Raw genomic sequence first — 15,322 nt, 5'->3', positions numbered from 1 at the left:
CGCTGAGCAGAACCCCCTACCCCTGCTAAACTGAGTGGGCTGAACGGAGGATCCTGCCATGTCCGATAGAGAGCTCACCACCCTCCTGACGCTGATGAACCAGCGCCAAGCCTGTTTGAGCAGTGCTTGCAAGGAGATTGCCGACTGGATCGACCGGCAGGGCGATGTGCCCGCTGCTGGCAAGATCCGCGCTAGCCTCAAGGCCCTGGAAGCCGAAGATGCCCAGGTGCGCAAGACCTTGACGTCGTTGACCATCGAGCGGCCGCTACCCAGGTTTCGTAGCTGAGCGCCGGTCTAAGTGACGTGGGGCCGTTACGCGCCCCTGAAACGATACAAGGCCGCCCCCTACGCCACCCATCGGGTGCCTGCAGGTGCGGCCTTGCGTCATGCCGGAAGACCCAGCGGTACGTGAACGATCAGTGTTGCATGTGCCCGTGGTCATGCCCCGCTTCGGCGGTCAGCGGGCGTACGGGTGCCTGCACCTCTATGGTCTGCTTGCCACCCTTGGCGTCTTCGATGACCAGGGTCAGCGGCACTTGTTCGCCTTCCTTGACCTGCTTGGCCAGGCCCATGAGCATCACGTGATAGCCGCTCGGGTCCAGGCTCACGGCTTTGCCGGCCGGCAACTCCACAGCCTTCACTTCACGCATGCCCATCACGTCGCCGTTCATGGTCATTTCATGCACCTGCGCGGTCTTGGCCACGGGCGAGGCCACGCTCACCAGCTTGCTGTCGGTATCGGCGGTCAGGGTCATGAAGGCCCCGGTGGATTGCTGGTGCGGCACGCTGGCGCGAACCCAGGCATCGCTCACGGTGGTCTGAGCCAGGGCCGGCAGGGCCAGGCCCATCAGCGCCAGGGCGGCCAGGCCGCGTTTGACAGGTTGCAGTGAAACAGCCATTAGCAGATCTCCATCAGGGTGACCAGGTCTTCGGCGCATTCCTTGGCAGTCAGGGAATGGCCAAGGCTCAGACGCAGGGTGCCACGTGTATCGTAGACGTAGCTGGTGGACGAATGAGAGATGGTGTAGGTATCACCAGCCGGGACTTTTTCGTAGAACACCTTGAACTCCTTGGCCACCTCGGCGATTTCCTCGGGGGTGCCGGTGAGTGCGGTGAACGAAGGGTCGAAGGCCTTGACGTAGGCATCGAGCACTTCCGGGGTGTCACGCTCCGGGTCCAGGGTGATGAGCACCACCTGGAACAGATCACGGTCGCGGCCCCTGAGCAGTTTCCTGATCTGCGCGGCACGCGCCAGGGTGGTCGGGCAGACGGCCGGGCACTGGGTGAACCCGAAGAAGATCATCGGCATCGAGCCATAGAAGCTCGACAGAGTGCGTTCGTTGCCTTGGGTATCCTTGAGCCGGAACTTGCGCCCGAGGATTTCGTTGCTCATGTTCTTGCCGTACTTGAATTCGAGCCCCCGGGCCGGGTTACAACCGGCCAGCAGGCCAAGCCCCAGCACGCCCATCCCGGCGACGACAGCACGCCGGGTCAGTAAATCAGTCATGGAACCATCCTTTACAGGGAAGGTGCCGGCCCCTGGGATGGGCCAGCTGAAAACCGGGGCATTCTGGCATGACACCCCCCGGGCATCCAGCCGACAGAGGTCCAACCCCGCGCAAGCCATTGAATTCCGGGCTGCGTCTTGTTGTCGCAGGGGTTGATCTCGTAACACTTTGTTGCTCTACAGCATGGCACGGCACATATCCTGCTTGCGTGATTGGAGCGGCCATTGTGGGCGCGGGCTTGCCCCGCGATCGAGGGCGAAGGCCTTGTCATCCCGCTGCGGTGGCAGGCCCGGCCCAATCGCGGGACAAGCCCGCTCCCACAACTACCCAGCTACCCCAACTACCCGGCAGTCCCCTTGATACCGCGGGACAAGGTCAGGGCCAGGTCCTCGATCATGTCCTCCTGCCCACCGACCGTGCCGCGACGGCCCAGCTCCACCAGCAGGTCGCGGGCCGGGATTCCGTACTTGGCCTCGGCACGCTTGGCGAACAGCAGGAACGAGCTGTACACCCCGGCGTAGCCCAGGGTCAGGGCATCACGGTCCAGGCGGATCGGCTGGTCCATCATCGGCACCACCAGGTCCTCGGCCACGTCCATGATGCGATACAGGTCTACCCCGCTCTCAACGCCCATGCGCTTGAGCACGGCGACGAACACCTCCAACGGCGTGTTGCCGGCACCGGCACCGAGCCCGGCCACCGAGCCGTCGATACGCACCGCACCGGCTTCGATGGCGGCCAGGGAGTTGGCGATCGCCATGCCCAGGTTGTGATGGCCGTGGAAGCCAACCTCGGTAGCCGCCTCCAGGCCATCGCGCAGCACGGCGATCTTCTCGCTCACCTCGTCGGGCAGCATGTAGCCGGCCGAGTCGGTGCAGTAGATGCAGTTGGCGCCGTAGCTCTGCATCAGGCGCGCCTGCTCCAGCAGCTTCTCGGCGCTGACCATGTGCGCCATCATCAGGAAGCCCACGGTATCCAGGCCCATCTTGGCAGCCATGCCGATATGCTGGCCGGATACGTCGGCCTCGGTGCAGTGGGTCGCGACGCGAATCGTCGAGACACCGTGCTCATAGGCCATCTTCAGATGGTCGAGGGTACCGATACCCGGCAGCAGCAGCGCCGAAACCTTGGCGTGCTTGAGCTTGGGAATCACGGCACTGAAGTACTGTTCGTCGCTGTGGGCAGGGAAGCCGTAGTTCAACGAGGCGCCACCCAGGCCGTCGCCATGGGTGATCTCGATCAGCGGCACGCCCGCGGCATCCAGCCCGGTGGCCACGTCCACCATCTGCTGCAGGCTGATCTGGTGACGCTTGGCGTGCATGCCGTCGCGCAGGCTCATGTCGTGCAGCAGCACATTCTTACCTTGAAGGTTCATCGCACTCTCCTCAGCGGGCCGGCAATTGCAGGGTGCCCTTGTGGGCTTCTTCGGCGAACATCTCGGCGGTGCGCAGGCCGGCGGCGGTCATGATGTCCAGGTTGCCGGCCGACTTGGGCAGGAAGTCGCCCAGGCCTTGCACCTCGACGAAGATCGACACCTTGTTGCCATCGAACACCGGGCCGTTGACCAGCGTGTAGCCGGGCACGTAGCGCTGGACTTCCTCGACCATGGCCAGCACCGAGGCGCGGATGGCGTCCTGGTCGGGGGTGTCGTCGGTCAGGCAGTGGATGGTGTCGCGCATCATCAACGGCGGCTCGGCCGGGTTGATGACGATGATCGCCTTGCCGCGGCGAGCACCACCGATGCTTTCCACGGCACCTGCGGTGGTGCGGGTGAACTCGTCGATGTTCTGCCGGGTACCGGGGCCCACGGAGCTCGACGACACGGTGGCGACGATCTCGCCATAGGCCACAGGCTGCACACGCGACACCGCCGCTACCATGGGGACGGTGGCCTGCCCACCGCAGGTGACCATGTTGACGTTCATCGCAAGCTTGGCGGCATGCTCCTTGAGGTTGACCGGCGGCACGCAGAACGGGCCGATGGCCGCCGGCGTCAGGTCGACCATGATCACCCCAAGCTCGTTGAGCTTGCGGCTGTTGTGCGCATGCACATAGGCGGAGGTGGCATCGAAGGCGATGCGGATATCGTCGTCCAGCACATGGGGCAACAGGCCGTCGAGGCCTTCGGCGGTGGTCTTCACGCCCATCGCCCGGGCCCGCTTCAGGCCCTCGGACTCCGGGTCCACGCCCACCATCCAGACCGGCTCGATCCACGCCGAACGGCGCATTTTCATCAGCAAGTCGGTGCCGATGTTCCCCGGGCCGATAATGGCCGCTTTCAGTTTCTGGCTCATGGGCCTTGCTCCTCGATCAGGCTCGGAAGGACACCTGGGCACTGCCCAGGCCGTCGATGGTCAGGGAAAAGCGGTCGCCTGCGCGCACTGGCTCCAGCGGTACCAGCGAACCGGAGAGGATCACCTCGCCGGCCTTGAAGGGGATGCCGAAGGCGCCGAGGGTGTTGGCCAGCCAGGCGACCGCGGTCAACGGGTTGCCCTGCACCGCCGAGCCCAACCCTTCGCTCAGCGGTTCATCGTTCTTGAACACACGCATGTGCAGCGCCGGCAGGTCCAGCTGGCGTGGGTCGACCCGTTCCTGGCCAAGCACGAACACGCCACAGGAGGCGTTGTCGGCCACGGTGTCCTGGATACGGATGCGCCAGTCATCGATGCGCGAATCGACGATCTCGAAGCACGGCGTGATGAAGTCGGTGGCCGCCAGCACGTCGGCCTCGGTGACGCCCGGGCCGACCAGGTCATGCTTGAGCACGAAGGCGATCTCGCCCTCGGCGCGCGGCTGGATCAGGCGGTTCTCGGCCAACGAGATCTCAGCGCCGTTATCGAAGGCCATCGCACGGGTGATGAAGCCGAAGTCCGGCTGGTGCACGTCAAGCATGCGCTGCACGGCTGCCGAGGTGACGCCGATCTTCTTGCCGACGATACGGTCACCGGCGGCGACCCGTCGCTCGATGCAATGCAACGAGATGTGGTAGGCATCCTCGATGGTGATCTGTGGCCAGCGCTCGGTCAGCGGTGCCAGCGTCTGCCCTTCGCACAGGGCCTGGTACAGTTCGTCGCTGTGCTGGCGGCGCAGTTGCAGGCTCATGGGCGGCCCTCCTCGAGAAATGCCAGGCAGTCACGGTTGAACAGGTCACGGTGCTCGACCATCACCCAGTGGCCGCATTCGCTGAGCAGCACGCAGCGGATGTGTCGGCAGGCCTGCATCAAGGTGTTGGCACCGGAGGCTGGGCAGAACTTGTCGTTCATGCCCCAGAATCCCAGGATCGGGCAAGCCAGCTCCGGCAAGCGCTCGGCCATGTTCGGCACCTCCATGGTGGCGAGCACGCAGGGGGGCTGCTGCGCCACCACTGCGACCCGCTCGGCCACCGTCTCATCGTCGATCAACGACGGGTCGAACAATTGCAGGCCCAGCAGGCGCTTCATGCCGTCGGCATCGCGCAACTCGCCGCTGGCGAAGGCCGTGGCCATGCGCTGGATGCCTTCCATCTGCAGGTAGTACTGCGCCTTGTCCATCAGGCCACCCGGGGCCATCAGCACCAGGCGCGCCACCCGCTGCGGCTGGCGCAGGGCGATGGCGATGGCGATGGCCCCGCCCAGGGAGTTGCCGACCAGCGCGCAGCGCTGGATATCCAGGGCATCGAGCAAGCCCAGCAAGGCCTCGACGAAGAAGTCCAGGGTATAGGCGGTTTCGGGTTTGTCCGAGGCACCATAGCCTGGCAAGTCAGGCACGATGGCGCGGTAGCCGGCCTCGGCGAATACCGGGTAGTTGTGCTTGAAGTTGCTATGCCCGCTGGCACCCGGGCCGCTGCCATGGATGAACACCACCGCCTCGCCCGAGCCGACATCCTGATAGTGCAATTGCAGGCCACCCGGCAACCTGACCTTGTGCCCTTGCGCTGCTGCGCCCATGGGGAACCTCCCGGCTTGTTGTTGTACCGGGATTATTCAGAGCCACCACGCCTGGCGGCATCGTCCGACAGGACTACAGCAACGTGCCCTAGTCCCTTCGGACGTAGGCCCGACAGCCCCTGGCGCCTAGCATCGAGGCATTCTCCTGATAGATGGAAGGCATCCCCATGCAAGACCCATTGGATTTTCGCGGCAAGGTCGTCCTGGTCACCGGCGGTGCCAAGGGCGTGGGCCGTGGGATTACCCGACGCTTTCTCGAATGTGGCGCGCAGGTGGTCATCTGTGGCCGCCAGGCACCGGAGCGTCTGCCCAGCGGCGGAGGCCGCCAGGCCGTGTTCATGCAATGCGACGTGCGTGACCTGGAGCAATTGGAGCAACTGGTAGGTGGCATCCTGAAGTACTTCGGCCGTCTCGATGTGCTGGTCAACAATGCCGGTGGCGCACCATTCGCCGAAGCCGCCAGCGCCTCGCCGCGCTTCAGCGAGTCGATCGTGCGGCTGAACCTGCTGGCGCCGCTGAACCTGAGCCAGCTGGCCAACCGGGTAATGCAGGCGCAGGCCGAGGGCGGCAGCATCATCAACATCTGCAGCGTCAGCGCCACCCGCCCCTCACCTGGCACCGCCGCCTATGGCGCAGCCAAGGCAGGCCTGCTCAACCTGACCCGCTCGCTGGCAGTGGAGTGGGCGCCCAAGGTGCGGGTCAATGCGGTCACCGCCGGGCTGATCCTCACCGAACAGGCCCAGCTGCACTACGGCGATGCCCAGCAGGTGGCCGAGGTAGCTGCCACCATCCCCTTGGGCCGCCTGGCCGAGCCGGACGATATCGGCGATACCTGCCTGTACCTGGCCTCGCCCCTGGCCCGCTATGTCAGCGGTGCGGACCTGGCAGTGCATGGCGGTGGCGAGCGCCCGGCGTTCCTCGAGGCGGCAAGAGGCCAATGATCGGCAAAGGCGCCCGAACATGCTCGTGATAGCCAAGGCCCGGCGCTGAGGCGCTTCAATCCAATACCTAGAAGTAAATGGAGTTATCAGCGACTTCAAAAGCTCGCACAGTCAGGTCTCTTCAGACACGCCCACAAGGACATAGGATGACTGTTCAAACCCAATCGAGCACCGCTTCTTCCACGATTGCCTACTTCCAGATATTTCGTATTTATCATGCCCCCGGCCACTTGGATGACTGCCGCCCGCTTTTCAACAACAGCCGCCAGCGAATACCACTGACCATCGAAGCGCTCGCCAGGGACCGGTATGGGCGTAAGGTCGACATGAGTGCCGCAGACCTGGCCAGTATGGAACTGATAGAAGTCACTTCATCCGGAAACCCGGTCGGCGAGCCTCTCCCTTACGACGTAGGATACGAAGATCTGACTGGCTGGAGCAGCTACCGGGACCCCGGGCTGTTCGTATATGACGAAACGGTGGTTCGCCAACTTTCCTTTGACGATCCCAATACGCCCAACACACCCAATACCATCGTCGATGTACACCAGGGTGTCGATGCAGTGGAAGTCGACAAGATCCACCTCTGGGTCGCCACGGGCGACTCCACTCGGAAAATATTCGCAGCAAAGTTCCACGAACATATCTCCACCTGCTATGAAGGGGCGACAGGGAGGATCACGCTAGAGCCCAAGGAGATGAACAAGGCGCTCGTGACATTCGACCACCCGGAGAAACTCGTCTACCAATTGGGGAATAGCGGCGAGGAGACTTGGTGGCGCATGTACCACTACTACATCAGCGCACACACCGTCCACGGGCAGGTGCCACTCAGATACATCGACATGCGTGGCTTGTGGTGGGACTCCGGCGAGGAGTACAAGGCGGAGTATTCCTTCTGCCTGGCAGCACATTCAGGGGAAACCTCGCCAACCGCGAACGATCTTCCTGAAAAGCTGGGCATTAATGGCGCCCATCCCCTGAAGACCTATCCGATACGTAACCCGCCGTTCGTCAATCCGCAAGCAGGCAAGGTCATTGTGTTCATGTGCCTAAGCCCTTTCAATATCCACTTTTACAATGGTTCTAAGCGTGCGAGCCCGGTAATGGAACGGCTCGGAGATATCACCGACCTCTATGGGAACGTATACGGTTTCAACTTCAGATATGCTCGCGGGTACGAACAGGAACCTCGCCGAGCCCTGAAGTTCGAGCGCACCTGACTACGCAGCGTCGCATTGTTGTCGACGCTTGCGCTCCGGCCGCCGCATGTCACGGCTGGCCGGGATCAGGCCAGCTCATCGGGGCACTACGTTCACCTCGCTCCAATAGGCCTTCATGCTGCTGATAAGCCCTTGTTCGTCGAACGTCATCACATCGATCACATGCAACGAGCAGTCTTGCCCTTGCCACTGCATGTCGACCCGAAACGGCATGGCGCCACAGCCGCTATGGCTGGCACGTACCGGCCCGGTGAGGGTCGCGCTGACCTTCATCCGACCCAACCCTTGGCGGTAGAACTCGGCGATCTGGTCGATGCCCTGCAACGGCGCCTGGCCCACCGGGTCCTCGACGGTGGCATTTTCGGCATAGAGCTGGAGGATGCCATCGATATCACCGGCATCCACCCGCTCGACATAACGCTGCATGATGGCCTGGACCTGCTGTGCTGTCGGCAAGCCCATCTCAGGCCACCTCGAACAATGCAGCGGCGCCCATGCCACCGCCGATGCACATGCTCACCACCACATAACGCACGCCCCGGCGCCTGCCTTCGATCAGCGCATGGCCGACCATCCGCGCCCCGGACATGCCGAACGGGTGGCCGATGGCGATGGCGCCACCGTTGACGTTGAGGCGGTCGTTGTCGATGCCCAGGGTGTCACGGCAGTACAGCACCTGGCAGGCGAACGCTTCGTTGAGCTCCCACAAGCCAATGTCATCGACCTTCAGGCCATGGCGCTTGAGCAGCTTGGGAATCGCATACACCGGCCCGATGCCCATTTCGTCGGCGTTGCAGCCCGCCACCGCCAGGCCGCGATAGATACCCAGCGGTTGCAGGCCGCGTTGTTCGGCCAGGCGGGCGCTCATGAGCACCGAGGCCGAGGCGCCATCGGACAGTTGCGAGGCGTTGCCGGCGGTGATGAACCGCCCAGGCCCGGTCCACTGCCCCCCCGCCCACACCGGCTCCAGGGCCGCCAGGCTGGCGGCGCTGGTATCGGCGCGGTTGCATTCGTCCTGGCGCAGGGTCACGGCTTCATGCCGGCTCTCGCCGGTGGCCTTGTCCACCAGCAGCTTCTGGGTGGTCAGTGGCGCCAGCTCCAGGTCGAACAGCCCGGCCTGCTGGGCACGAGCCGTGCGCAGCTGGCTCTGCAGGCTGTAGGCGTCCTGTTCCTGACGGCTGATGCCGTAGCGCTGGGCGACGATCTCGGCGGTCTCGATCATCGGGATGTAGGCCGTCGGGTCACGCTCGAGCACCAGGGTGGACTGGTTGCGGTAGGTGTTCTTGTGCTTGTTCTGCACCAGCGAGATCGACTCCAGGCCGCCGGCCACGGCGATGTCGAGCTCGTTGCAGACGATGCCTTTGGCGGCGATGGCGATACTCATCAGGCCCGAGGCGCACTGGCGCTCCACGGCCATGCCGGACACCTGTGCCGGCAGGCCGGCCGCCGTGGCGCACAGGCGCCCGAGGTTGTAGGCCTGGGTGCCCTGCTGGGCGGCGGCGCCGATGATCACATCGTCCACTTCCTCCGGCACGATGCCGGCGCGGCGCACCGCCTCGGCCACCACATGGCCGCCCAAGGTCGGTGCCTCGGTGTCGTTGAAGGCGCCACGGAAGGCCTTGCCGATCGGCGTACGCGCCGTGGACACGATCACTGCTTCGTTCATGCTCAACTCCTTGGACGGCCTAGGCCGGGTAGTAACGGCTGATGGTGTCGACCACGCAGCCCGGACGCTCCTGGCCTTCGATCTCGACGCTGACGCGGATCACTGCCTGCACGCCGTTGCCGACCGCCTCGGTCGATAACAGCACGGCGCTGCCACGTACCCGCGAGCCCACCCGCACCACCGAGGGGAAGCGCACGCGCTCGCAGCCATAATTGACCCCCATGGCGATGCCCCGCACCTCGATGATCTGCGGCAGGAACAGGTTGACCAGGGCCAGGCTCAGGTAGCCGTGGGCGATACAGGCGCCGAACGGCCCCTGGGCAGCGCGCTGCGGGTCGACGTGGATCCACTGGTGATCACCACTGGCTTCGGCGAACAGGTCGATGCGCGCCTGGTCCACCAACAGCCAGTCACTCTCGCCCAGCGCCTGCCCCACCGCCTCGTGCAGCGCCTGGGGCGCCTCGAATACTCGGGTCATGCTCAGGCCCTCTGGCTGGAAACCGACAGCACTTCGCCGGTCATGTACGAGCTGTAGTCACTGGCCAGGAACATCATCACATTGGCCACCTCCCAGACTTCGGCGGCACGGCCGAAGGCCTCGTTGGCCGCCAGCTGATCAAGCACCGCCTGGGGCGCGGAGCGGGCCAGGAAATCATGCATGGCGATGCTCGGGCTCACCGCGTTGATGCGGATGCCATGTTCGGCCGCCTCCACCGCGGCGCAGCGGGTCAGGGCCATGACCCCGGCCTTGGCCGCGGCGTAGTGGGCCTGCTGCTTCTGCGCGCGCCAACCGAGCACCGAGGCGTTGTTGACGATGACCCCGGCCCGGCGCTCGATCATGTGCGGGAGCATGGCGCGGGTCATGCGCATGGTGCCGGTGAGGGTCACGTCGATGACCCGCTGCCATTCTTCGTCGGGCATGTCCACCAGGGCGCGCGAGCCGCCCAGGCCGGCATTGTTGATCAGCACGTCGACACCGCCCAGCTCGCGCTCGGCAGCACTGACCAGTTCACGCACCTGGGTTTCGTCGGTGACGTTGCACAACTGCCCGTGCACGGCCGGTAGCCCGGTGGCTTCGCGGATGCGTGCCACCGCCTCGCCCAGCCGGCCTTCATGGATGTCGCTGATCATCAGGGCCCGGCAGCCTTCCTCGGCCGCACGCAGCGCCGCGGAGAAGCCGATGCCGGAGCCAGCGGCGGCGGTGATCAGCACCGATTTGCCACGCAGCAGGCCGTGGCCGGGAACATAGTGTGGAACGGACATGCAAGGACTCCTCGATCAGGGACGTGGCCGCGGTTCCCGGGGCATACCCAGGGCGCGCTCGGCAATGATGTTGCGCTGGATCTCGTTGCTGCCGCCGTACAGGGTGTCGGCGCGGCTGAACAGGTACAGCGACTGCAGGCGGCTCAGCTGGTAGGGCGCGCCCTCGAGCAGCTCGGCCTGGGGGCCGAGCACGTCCATGGCCAGCTTGCCGAGGTTGGCGTGCCAGCTCGACCAACCCAGCTTGTAGATCGTCGCCTCGCGGCGCAGCGAGCCGTCCTGGGGCCCGGAGAGCATGCGCAGCGAGTTGTAGCGCAGGATGCGCAAGCCGCACCACGCCTCGGCCAGGCGCTGGCGCAGGTGCGGGTCGCGGTCGGCACCGTTGCGCCGGGCGATGGCGATGATCTCGTCGAGCTCGTTCTGGAACTGCATCTGCTGGCCGAGGGTGGACACCCCGCGCTCGAAGCCCAGCAGGGCCATGGCGATCTTCCAGCCCTCGCCCGGCTGGCCGACGATGTTGGCAGCCTCGGTGCGCGCGTCGTCGAAGAACACCTCGTTGAACTCCGAGGTACCGGTCATCTGTTCGATCGGCCGCACGCTGATACCCGGCTGGTCCATCGGCACCAGCAGGAACGACAACCCATGGTGGCCGACACTGCCCGGCTCGGTGCGGGCCAGCACGAAGCACCAGTCCGACTCGTGGGCCAGGGAGGTCCAGACCTTCTGCCCGTTGATCCGCCAGTCGCCGTTGGCGTCCTGGGCCGCACGGGTCTTGACCGCGGCCAGGTCGGAGCCTGCGCCGGGCTCGGAATAGCCCTGGCACCAGAACGTGGTGCCCTGGACGATGCCAGGCAGGAACCGGCGTTTCTGCGCCTGGCTGCCGAAGGCGGCGATGGTCGGGCCGGCCAGGCCTTCGCCGATATGGCCCATGCGCCCGGGGCCGCCGGCACGGGCGTACTCTTCATGGAAGATTACCTGCTGGCTGATCGAAAGCCCGCGCCCACCATGCTCCGGCGCCCAGCCCACGCAGGTCCAGCCGCCTTCGGCGAGCTTGCGCTCCCAGGCCTTGCGCTCTGCGGGGAACATGTGTTCGTCGCCTGGGCCGCCACGAAAACGCAGGGCCTCGAACTCGCCCTGCAGATTGGCGGCCATCCAGTCGGCGATCTCCTGGCGGAAACGCTCGTCCTGCTCACTGAAACGAATCTTCATGGCTGCTCCCCGATAATCACATTGGCGATCTGCTGCAGATGCCAGGCCGGTGCACCGAGGTAGCTCTCGCTGGCCCGGGCACGCTTGAAGTACAGATGCGGGTCGTACTCCCAGGTGAAGCCCACGCCGCCGTGCAGCTGGATCGACTCCGCCGCGCAGTGGAAGTACGCCTGGGAGCACTGTGACTTGGCCAGGGCCGCGGCCAGTGGCAGCTCGGCCGCCACCTGTGCATCACCTGCAGGGTCCAGCGCTTCCTGGGCGACGCAGGCGGCGTAGTAGCAGGCCGAGCGCGCGCACTCGACCTGCAGCATCATGTCGGCGGCGCGGTGCTTGAGGGCCTGGAAACTGGCCAGGGGGCGGCCGAACTGCTGGCGCTCCTGCAGGTAGGCCACGCTCAGGTCCAGCGCCTGCTGGGCCCCGCCCACCTGCTCGGCGGCCAGGCCCACGCAGGCCAGGCGCAACACGTCCTGCAACCGCGGCCAGGCGTTGCCGGCCTCGCCTAGCACCGCGTCCGGGGCCACGTACAGGCGCGTGAAGCGTATACGGCCCAGGCGGCGGGTCTGGTCCATGGTCGGCTGCCACTGGCGTGCCAGGCCCGCCTGCCCGGCTTCGACCAGGAACAGGCCGATGCCCTGCTCGCCCGAGCTGCCGGCCAGGCGCGCCGCGACCACCAGCAGGTCAGCACTGTGGCCATCGATCACTTGCGCATATTCGCCATCCAGGACATAGCCGTCGCCTTCGGGCGTGGCCGTGACGCTGATGCCGTGGGCGGTCCAGGCACCGCCGTCACCAAAGCCCAGGGTGCCACGCACCCGGCCCTGGGCAATGGCGGGCAGCCAGCGCTGTTTCTGCGTTTCGCTGCCGGCCAGCAGCAGCGCCGGCGTGGCCAGGCAGGCGGTGGCGAAGAAGGGTGAGCACAGCAGGCGCCGGCCCATCTGCTCGAGCAGGATGGCCAGCTCGACGAATCCCAGGCCCAAGCCGCCATAGGCTTCGGGAATATGGATGGCAGGCCAGTACATCTCGCTGCACAGGCGCTGCCAGAGGTCGGTGTCGTAACCGCGTTCGCTGACCATCGCCGCGCGCACGGCGGCACAGTAGGAAACATCGGCGAGAAAGCCCTCGGCTGATGCGCGGATCATTTCCTGCTCGTCGCTGAATGCAAAGTCCATCGCGGCGTCTTCTACTCGTCTGGCGGGGGTACTTGCGAGTGTGGCCAGATGCGCGGCGTCGGGAATCGGCCAATTGGACTAGACCTTTGGGGTCTGCTTCGCGGATAGCCAGTGCACCGCAGAACCTGTGGGAGCGGGTTTACCCGCGAAGGGCGCGACGCTTGGCCTGGCACCGGCTCTGCCGGTGATCGCGGGACAAGCCCGCTCCTACACGCACAGCGGTGACAGCGGAAGGGCCGCCCAGGGTCTTTCAACAGACGAAAAAAAACCGCACCACCCTGGCATGTGGTGCGGTTCGCCCTACTGGCGAGAAAACGTCGAATCAGGTGCCGTAGACTTTCTGCGCCGGCACGGCGCGCTCCAACAGCTCGCCGACGGCTGCGCCCACCTCGGTGACGGCCCAGCGGCCCTGGTTGTCGACCTGCGGCCCACGGCGCCAACCGTCGGCAATGGACAGCTTGCCGCCTTCGACTTCGAACATCTGCCCGGTGACGCCTGCCGAGTCGCTGGACCCCAGCCATACCACCACCGGCGCGACGTTCTCCGGGGCGAAGTAGTCGAAGCCCGCCTCCGGCTTCTTCATCACCTCGCCGAACACGCCCTCGGTCATGCCGGTGCGCGCGGCCGGGGCCAGCGCATTGACGGTGATGCCATAGCGGGCGAGCTCGGCGGCCTGGACCAAGGTCAGCGACGCGATGCCGCCCTTGGCCGCGGCATAGTTGGACTGCCCGATCGAGCCCTGCAGGCCTGCGCCGGAGCTGGTGTTGATGATCCGCGCATCGACCTTCACGCCGTTCTTGGCCTGCTCGCGCCAATGGCGCACGGCGTGGCTGGAGAGGCAGAAATGGCCTTTGAGGTGCACCGCCACCACTGCGTCCCAGTCCGCTTCGGTGAGGCTGGCGAACATGCGGTCACGGCAGATCCCGGCGTTGTTCACCACCACGTCGAGGCCGCCGAACGCCTCCAGCGTCGCCGCGACGATGCGCCCGGCATCCTCGTAGTGGGTGATGTCGTTGCTGTTGGCGATGGCTTGGCCACCCTGCTCGCGGATCTGCGTGACCACCGCTTCGGCGGCGTCACGGTTGATGTCGTTGACCACCACCTTGGCGCCCTCGGCGGCGAAAGCCAGGGCGTAGGCACGGCCCAGGCCGCCACCGGCGCCGGTGATGACCACGACTCGGTCGTTGCAACTGCTCATGGGTATTTCTCCTGCGCTTACAGGCGCTCGATGATGGTCACGTTGGCCTGGCCGCCGCCTTCGCACATGGTCTGCAGGCCATAGCGGCCGCCACTGCGCTCCAGTTCATGGAGCAGGCTGCACATCAGCCGGGTACCGGTGGCTCCCAACGGGTGGCCCAGGGCGATGGCCCCGCCGTTGACGTTGGTCTGGGCGTGGGGGTAGCCGGTCTCGTGGAGCCAGGCCATGGCCACCGAGGCGAAGGCCTCGTTGATCTCCACCCGGTCGATGTCGTCCAGGCGCATGCCGGCACGCTTGAGGGCGTAGGCAGTAGCCGGGATGGGCGCGGTGAGCATCCAGACCGGGTCGTCGGCACGCACACTCATGTGGTGGATACGTGCCCGAGGCGTGAGGTTGTAGCGCTTGAGCGCGGCCTCGGAGACGATCAGCACGGCACTGGCGGCGTCGCAGGTCTGGCTCGATACGCCGGCGGTGACCCGGTCGCAGCCGAACAGGCTTTCCAGTTCGGCCATCTTCTCCAGGCTGGTGTGGCGTGGGGTTTCGTCATGCTCGACGCCGGCCAGGGGCACGATCTCGCGCTTGAAATACCCTTGCTCGATGGCGCGCAGGGCCCGGCGATGGGACTCCAGCGAGTAGGCTTCCAGCGCCTGGCGGCTGAGCTGCCAATGCTCGGCGATCATCTGCGCGGCGCGAAACTGGGTCGGCGGGGTCGCGCCGTAGCGACGCACCCAGCCCTCGGAGCCGGTGAACGGGTCACTGAAGCCCAGCGGTTCGGCGGCGGTCATGGCCGACGAGATGGGAATCTGGGTCATGGTCTGCACACCACCGGCGACCACCACATCCTGGGTGCCGCTCATCACCGCCTGGGCGGCGAAATGCACCGCTTGCTGGGAGGAGCCGCACTGGCGGTCGATGGTGGTGCCCGGCACCGCCTGGCTGAGCCCGGCCGCCAGCCAAGCGGTGCGGGCGATGTCGCCGGCCAACGGGCCGATGGTGTCGACGCAGCCGAAGATCACGTCATCGTAGTCTTGGTCAGGAATCGAATTGCGCTCGACCAGGGCGCGCAGCACATGGCCACCCAGGTCCGCTGCATGAATGTGCGCCAGGCCGCCCTTACGCCGCCCGGTAGGCGTGCGCAGGGCATCGACGATATAAGCTTCAGGCATCTTCTACCTCACAAAACACATCGTGTTGAATCGACGCAGACCCTGTGGGAGCGGGC

General features: G+C 65.6%; 17 protein-coding genes. 3 read left to right on the top strand and 14 right to left on the bottom strand.

The window, feature by feature from the left end; genetic code table 11:
- Positions 1–58 precede the first annotated feature (58 nt).
- The gene (locus tag K8374_RS10360) at positions 59–286 is read left to right on the top strand and encodes a hypothetical protein (protein ID WP_043206911.1); all 228 of its coding nucleotides are present in this window, start codon (positions 59–61) and stop codon (positions 284–286) included.
- Between the two features lie 130 nt (positions 287–416).
- Here K8374_RS10360 and K8374_RS10355 read toward each other — a convergent pair whose 3' ends face one another.
- From K8374_RS10355 to K8374_RS10330, 6 genes are all read right to left on the bottom strand, one after another.
- Complete coding sequence (locus K8374_RS10355) at positions 417–899, bottom strand: copper chaperone PCu(A)C (RefSeq protein WP_224458946.1); 483 nt, start codon at positions 897–899, stop codon at positions 417–419.
- Positions 899–1,507, bottom strand: coding sequence for an SCO family protein (locus K8374_RS10350; RefSeq protein WP_196154206.1), 609 nt, complete (start codon positions 1,505–1,507; stop codon positions 899–901). The genes K8374_RS10355 and K8374_RS10350 overlap by 1 nt, the downstream gene beginning before the upstream one ends.
- Before the next feature lie 341 nt (positions 1,508–1,848).
- A complete protein-coding gene (gene dmpG, locus K8374_RS10345) occupies positions 1,849–2,883 on the bottom strand; it encodes a 4-hydroxy-2-oxovalerate aldolase (protein WP_224458945.1) in 1,035 nt (344 codons plus the stop codon).
- 10 nt (positions 2,884–2,893) lie between these two features.
- Positions 2,894–3,802, bottom strand: coding sequence for an acetaldehyde dehydrogenase (acetylating) (locus K8374_RS10340; RefSeq protein WP_224458944.1), 909 nt, complete (start codon positions 3,800–3,802; stop codon positions 2,894–2,896).
- 16 nt (positions 3,803–3,818) lie between these two features.
- Positions 3,819–4,610: a fumarylacetoacetate hydrolase family protein gene (locus tag K8374_RS10335; RefSeq protein ID WP_224458943.1), complete on the bottom strand. Its 792-nt coding sequence runs from the start codon at positions 4,608–4,610 to the stop codon at positions 3,819–3,821.
- Complete coding sequence (locus K8374_RS10330) at positions 4,607–5,434, bottom strand: alpha/beta fold hydrolase (RefSeq protein WP_224458942.1); 828 nt, start codon at positions 5,432–5,434, stop codon at positions 4,607–4,609. The genes K8374_RS10335 and K8374_RS10330 overlap by 4 nt, the downstream gene beginning before the upstream one ends.
- Positions 5,435–5,601: 167 nt before the next feature.
- Here K8374_RS10330 and K8374_RS10325 point away from each other — a divergent pair, with 167 nt between their 5' ends.
- On the top strand, positions 5,602–6,375 hold the full coding sequence (locus K8374_RS10325; protein WP_224458941.1) for an SDR family oxidoreductase: 774 nt from the start codon (positions 5,602–5,604) through the stop codon (positions 6,373–6,375).
- A gap of 146 nt (positions 6,376–6,521) precedes the next feature.
- A complete protein-coding gene (locus tag K8374_RS10320) occupies positions 6,522–7,598 on the top strand; it encodes a hypothetical protein (protein WP_224458940.1) in 1,077 nt (358 codons plus the stop codon).
- Positions 7,599–7,673: 75 nt separating this feature from the next.
- Here K8374_RS10320 and K8374_RS10315 read toward each other — a convergent pair whose 3' ends face one another.
- The 8 genes from K8374_RS10315 to K8374_RS10280 all read right to left on the bottom strand — a co-directional run bounded on the left by K8374_RS10315 (position 7,674) and on the right by K8374_RS10280 (position 15,266).
- The gene (locus K8374_RS10315; protein WP_318010864.1) at positions 7,674–8,054 is read right to left on the bottom strand and encodes a steroid Delta-isomerase; all 381 of its coding nucleotides are present in this window, start codon (positions 8,052–8,054) and stop codon (positions 7,674–7,676) included.
- Between the two features lie 7 nt (positions 8,055–8,061).
- Positions 8,062–9,264 carry an acetyl-CoA C-acyltransferase gene (locus K8374_RS10310; RefSeq protein ID WP_224458938.1) on the bottom strand — a complete coding sequence of 401 codons (1,203 nt, stop codon included), beginning with the start codon at positions 9,262–9,264 and terminating at the stop codon, positions 8,062–8,064.
- 19 nt (positions 9,265–9,283) lie between these two features.
- On the bottom strand, positions 9,284–9,742 hold the full coding sequence (locus K8374_RS10305; protein ID WP_224458937.1) for a MaoC family dehydratase: 459 nt from the start codon (positions 9,740–9,742) through the stop codon (positions 9,284–9,286).
- A gap of 2 nt (positions 9,743–9,744) precedes the next feature.
- Positions 9,745–10,527, bottom strand: a complete 783-nt coding sequence (locus K8374_RS10300) for an SDR family oxidoreductase (RefSeq protein ID WP_224458936.1) — start codon at positions 10,525–10,527, stop codon at positions 9,745–9,747.
- 15 nt (positions 10,528–10,542) lie between these two features.
- Positions 10,543–11,733, bottom strand: a complete 1,191-nt coding sequence (locus K8374_RS10295; protein WP_224458935.1) for an acyl-CoA dehydrogenase family protein — start codon at positions 11,731–11,733, stop codon at positions 10,543–10,545.
- Complete coding sequence (locus tag K8374_RS10290; protein ID WP_224458934.1) at positions 11,730–12,902, bottom strand: acyl-CoA dehydrogenase family protein; 1,173 nt, start codon at positions 12,900–12,902, stop codon at positions 11,730–11,732. The genes K8374_RS10295 and K8374_RS10290 overlap by 4 nt, the downstream gene beginning before the upstream one ends.
- Positions 12,903–13,224: 322 nt before the next feature.
- Positions 13,225–14,100: an SDR family oxidoreductase gene (locus K8374_RS10285; RefSeq protein WP_224458933.1), complete on the bottom strand. Its 876-nt coding sequence runs from the start codon at positions 14,098–14,100 to the stop codon at positions 13,225–13,227.
- Between the two features lie 17 nt (positions 14,101–14,117).
- The gene (locus tag K8374_RS10280) at positions 14,118–15,266 is read right to left on the bottom strand and encodes an acetyl-CoA C-acetyltransferase (RefSeq protein WP_224458932.1); all 1,149 of its coding nucleotides are present in this window, start codon (positions 15,264–15,266) and stop codon (positions 14,118–14,120) included.
- Positions 15,267–15,322: the final 56 nt, after the last annotated feature.

The organism is Pseudomonas sp. p1(2021b) (assembly GCF_020151015.1).
Lineage (GTDB): Bacteria > Pseudomonadota > Gammaproteobacteria > Pseudomonadales > Pseudomonadaceae > Aquipseudomonas > Aquipseudomonas putida_K.
The sequence above is the reverse complement of the archived record's forward strand: the minus strand, read 5'-3'. Positions and strand labels throughout refer to the sequence as shown.

Excerpts from the sequence above, each read along its gene's own strand:
- K8374_RS10360 (WP_043206911.1), top strand. The coding sequence starts at position 59 with ATGTCCGATAGAGAGCTCACCACCCTCCTGACGCTGATGAACCAGCGC.
- K8374_RS10355 (WP_224458946.1), bottom strand. The coding sequence starts at position 899 with ATGGCTGTTTCACTGCAACCTGTCAAACGCGGCCTGGCCGCCCTGGCG.
- K8374_RS10350 (WP_196154206.1), bottom strand. The coding sequence starts at position 1,507 with ATGACTGATTTACTGACCCGGCGTGCTGTCGTCGCCGGGATGGGCGTG.
- dmpG (WP_224458945.1), bottom strand. The coding sequence starts at position 2,883 with ATGAACCTTCAAGGTAAGAATGTGCTGCTGCACGACATGAGCCTGCGC.
- K8374_RS10340 (WP_224458944.1), bottom strand. The coding sequence starts at position 3,802 with ATGAGCCAGAAACTGAAAGCGGCCATTATCGGCCCGGGGAACATCGGC.
- K8374_RS10335 (WP_224458943.1), bottom strand. The coding sequence starts at position 4,610 with ATGAGCCTGCAACTGCGCCGCCAGCACAGCGACGAACTGTACCAGGCC.
- K8374_RS10330 (WP_224458942.1), bottom strand. The coding sequence starts at position 5,434 with ATGGGCGCAGCAGCGCAAGGGCACAAGGTCAGGTTGCCGGGTGGCCTG.
- K8374_RS10325 (WP_224458941.1), top strand. The coding sequence starts at position 5,602 with ATGCAAGACCCATTGGATTTTCGCGGCAAGGTCGTCCTGGTCACCGGC.
- K8374_RS10320 (WP_224458940.1), top strand. The coding sequence starts at position 6,522 with ATGACTGTTCAAACCCAATCGAGCACCGCTTCTTCCACGATTGCCTAC.
- K8374_RS10310 (WP_224458938.1), bottom strand. The coding sequence starts at position 9,264 with ATGAACGAAGCAGTGATCGTGTCCACGGCGCGTACGCCGATCGGCAAG.
- K8374_RS10305 (WP_224458937.1), bottom strand. The coding sequence starts at position 9,742 with ATGACCCGAGTATTCGAGGCGCCCCAGGCGCTGCACGAGGCGGTGGGG.
- K8374_RS10300 (WP_224458936.1), bottom strand. The coding sequence starts at position 10,527 with ATGTCCGTTCCACACTATGTTCCCGGCCACGGCCTGCTGCGTGGCAAA.
- K8374_RS10295 (WP_224458935.1), bottom strand. The coding sequence starts at position 11,733 with ATGAAGATTCGTTTCAGTGAGCAGGACGAGCGTTTCCGCCAGGAGATC.
- K8374_RS10290 (WP_224458934.1), bottom strand. The coding sequence starts at position 12,902 with ATGGACTTTGCATTCAGCGACGAGCAGGAAATGATCCGCGCATCAGCC.
- K8374_RS10285 (WP_224458933.1), bottom strand. The coding sequence starts at position 14,100 with ATGAGCAGTTGCAACGACCGAGTCGTGGTCATCACCGGCGCCGGTGGC.
- K8374_RS10280 (WP_224458932.1), bottom strand. The coding sequence starts at position 15,266 with ATGCCTGAAGCTTATATCGTCGATGCCCTGCGCACGCCTACCGGGCGG.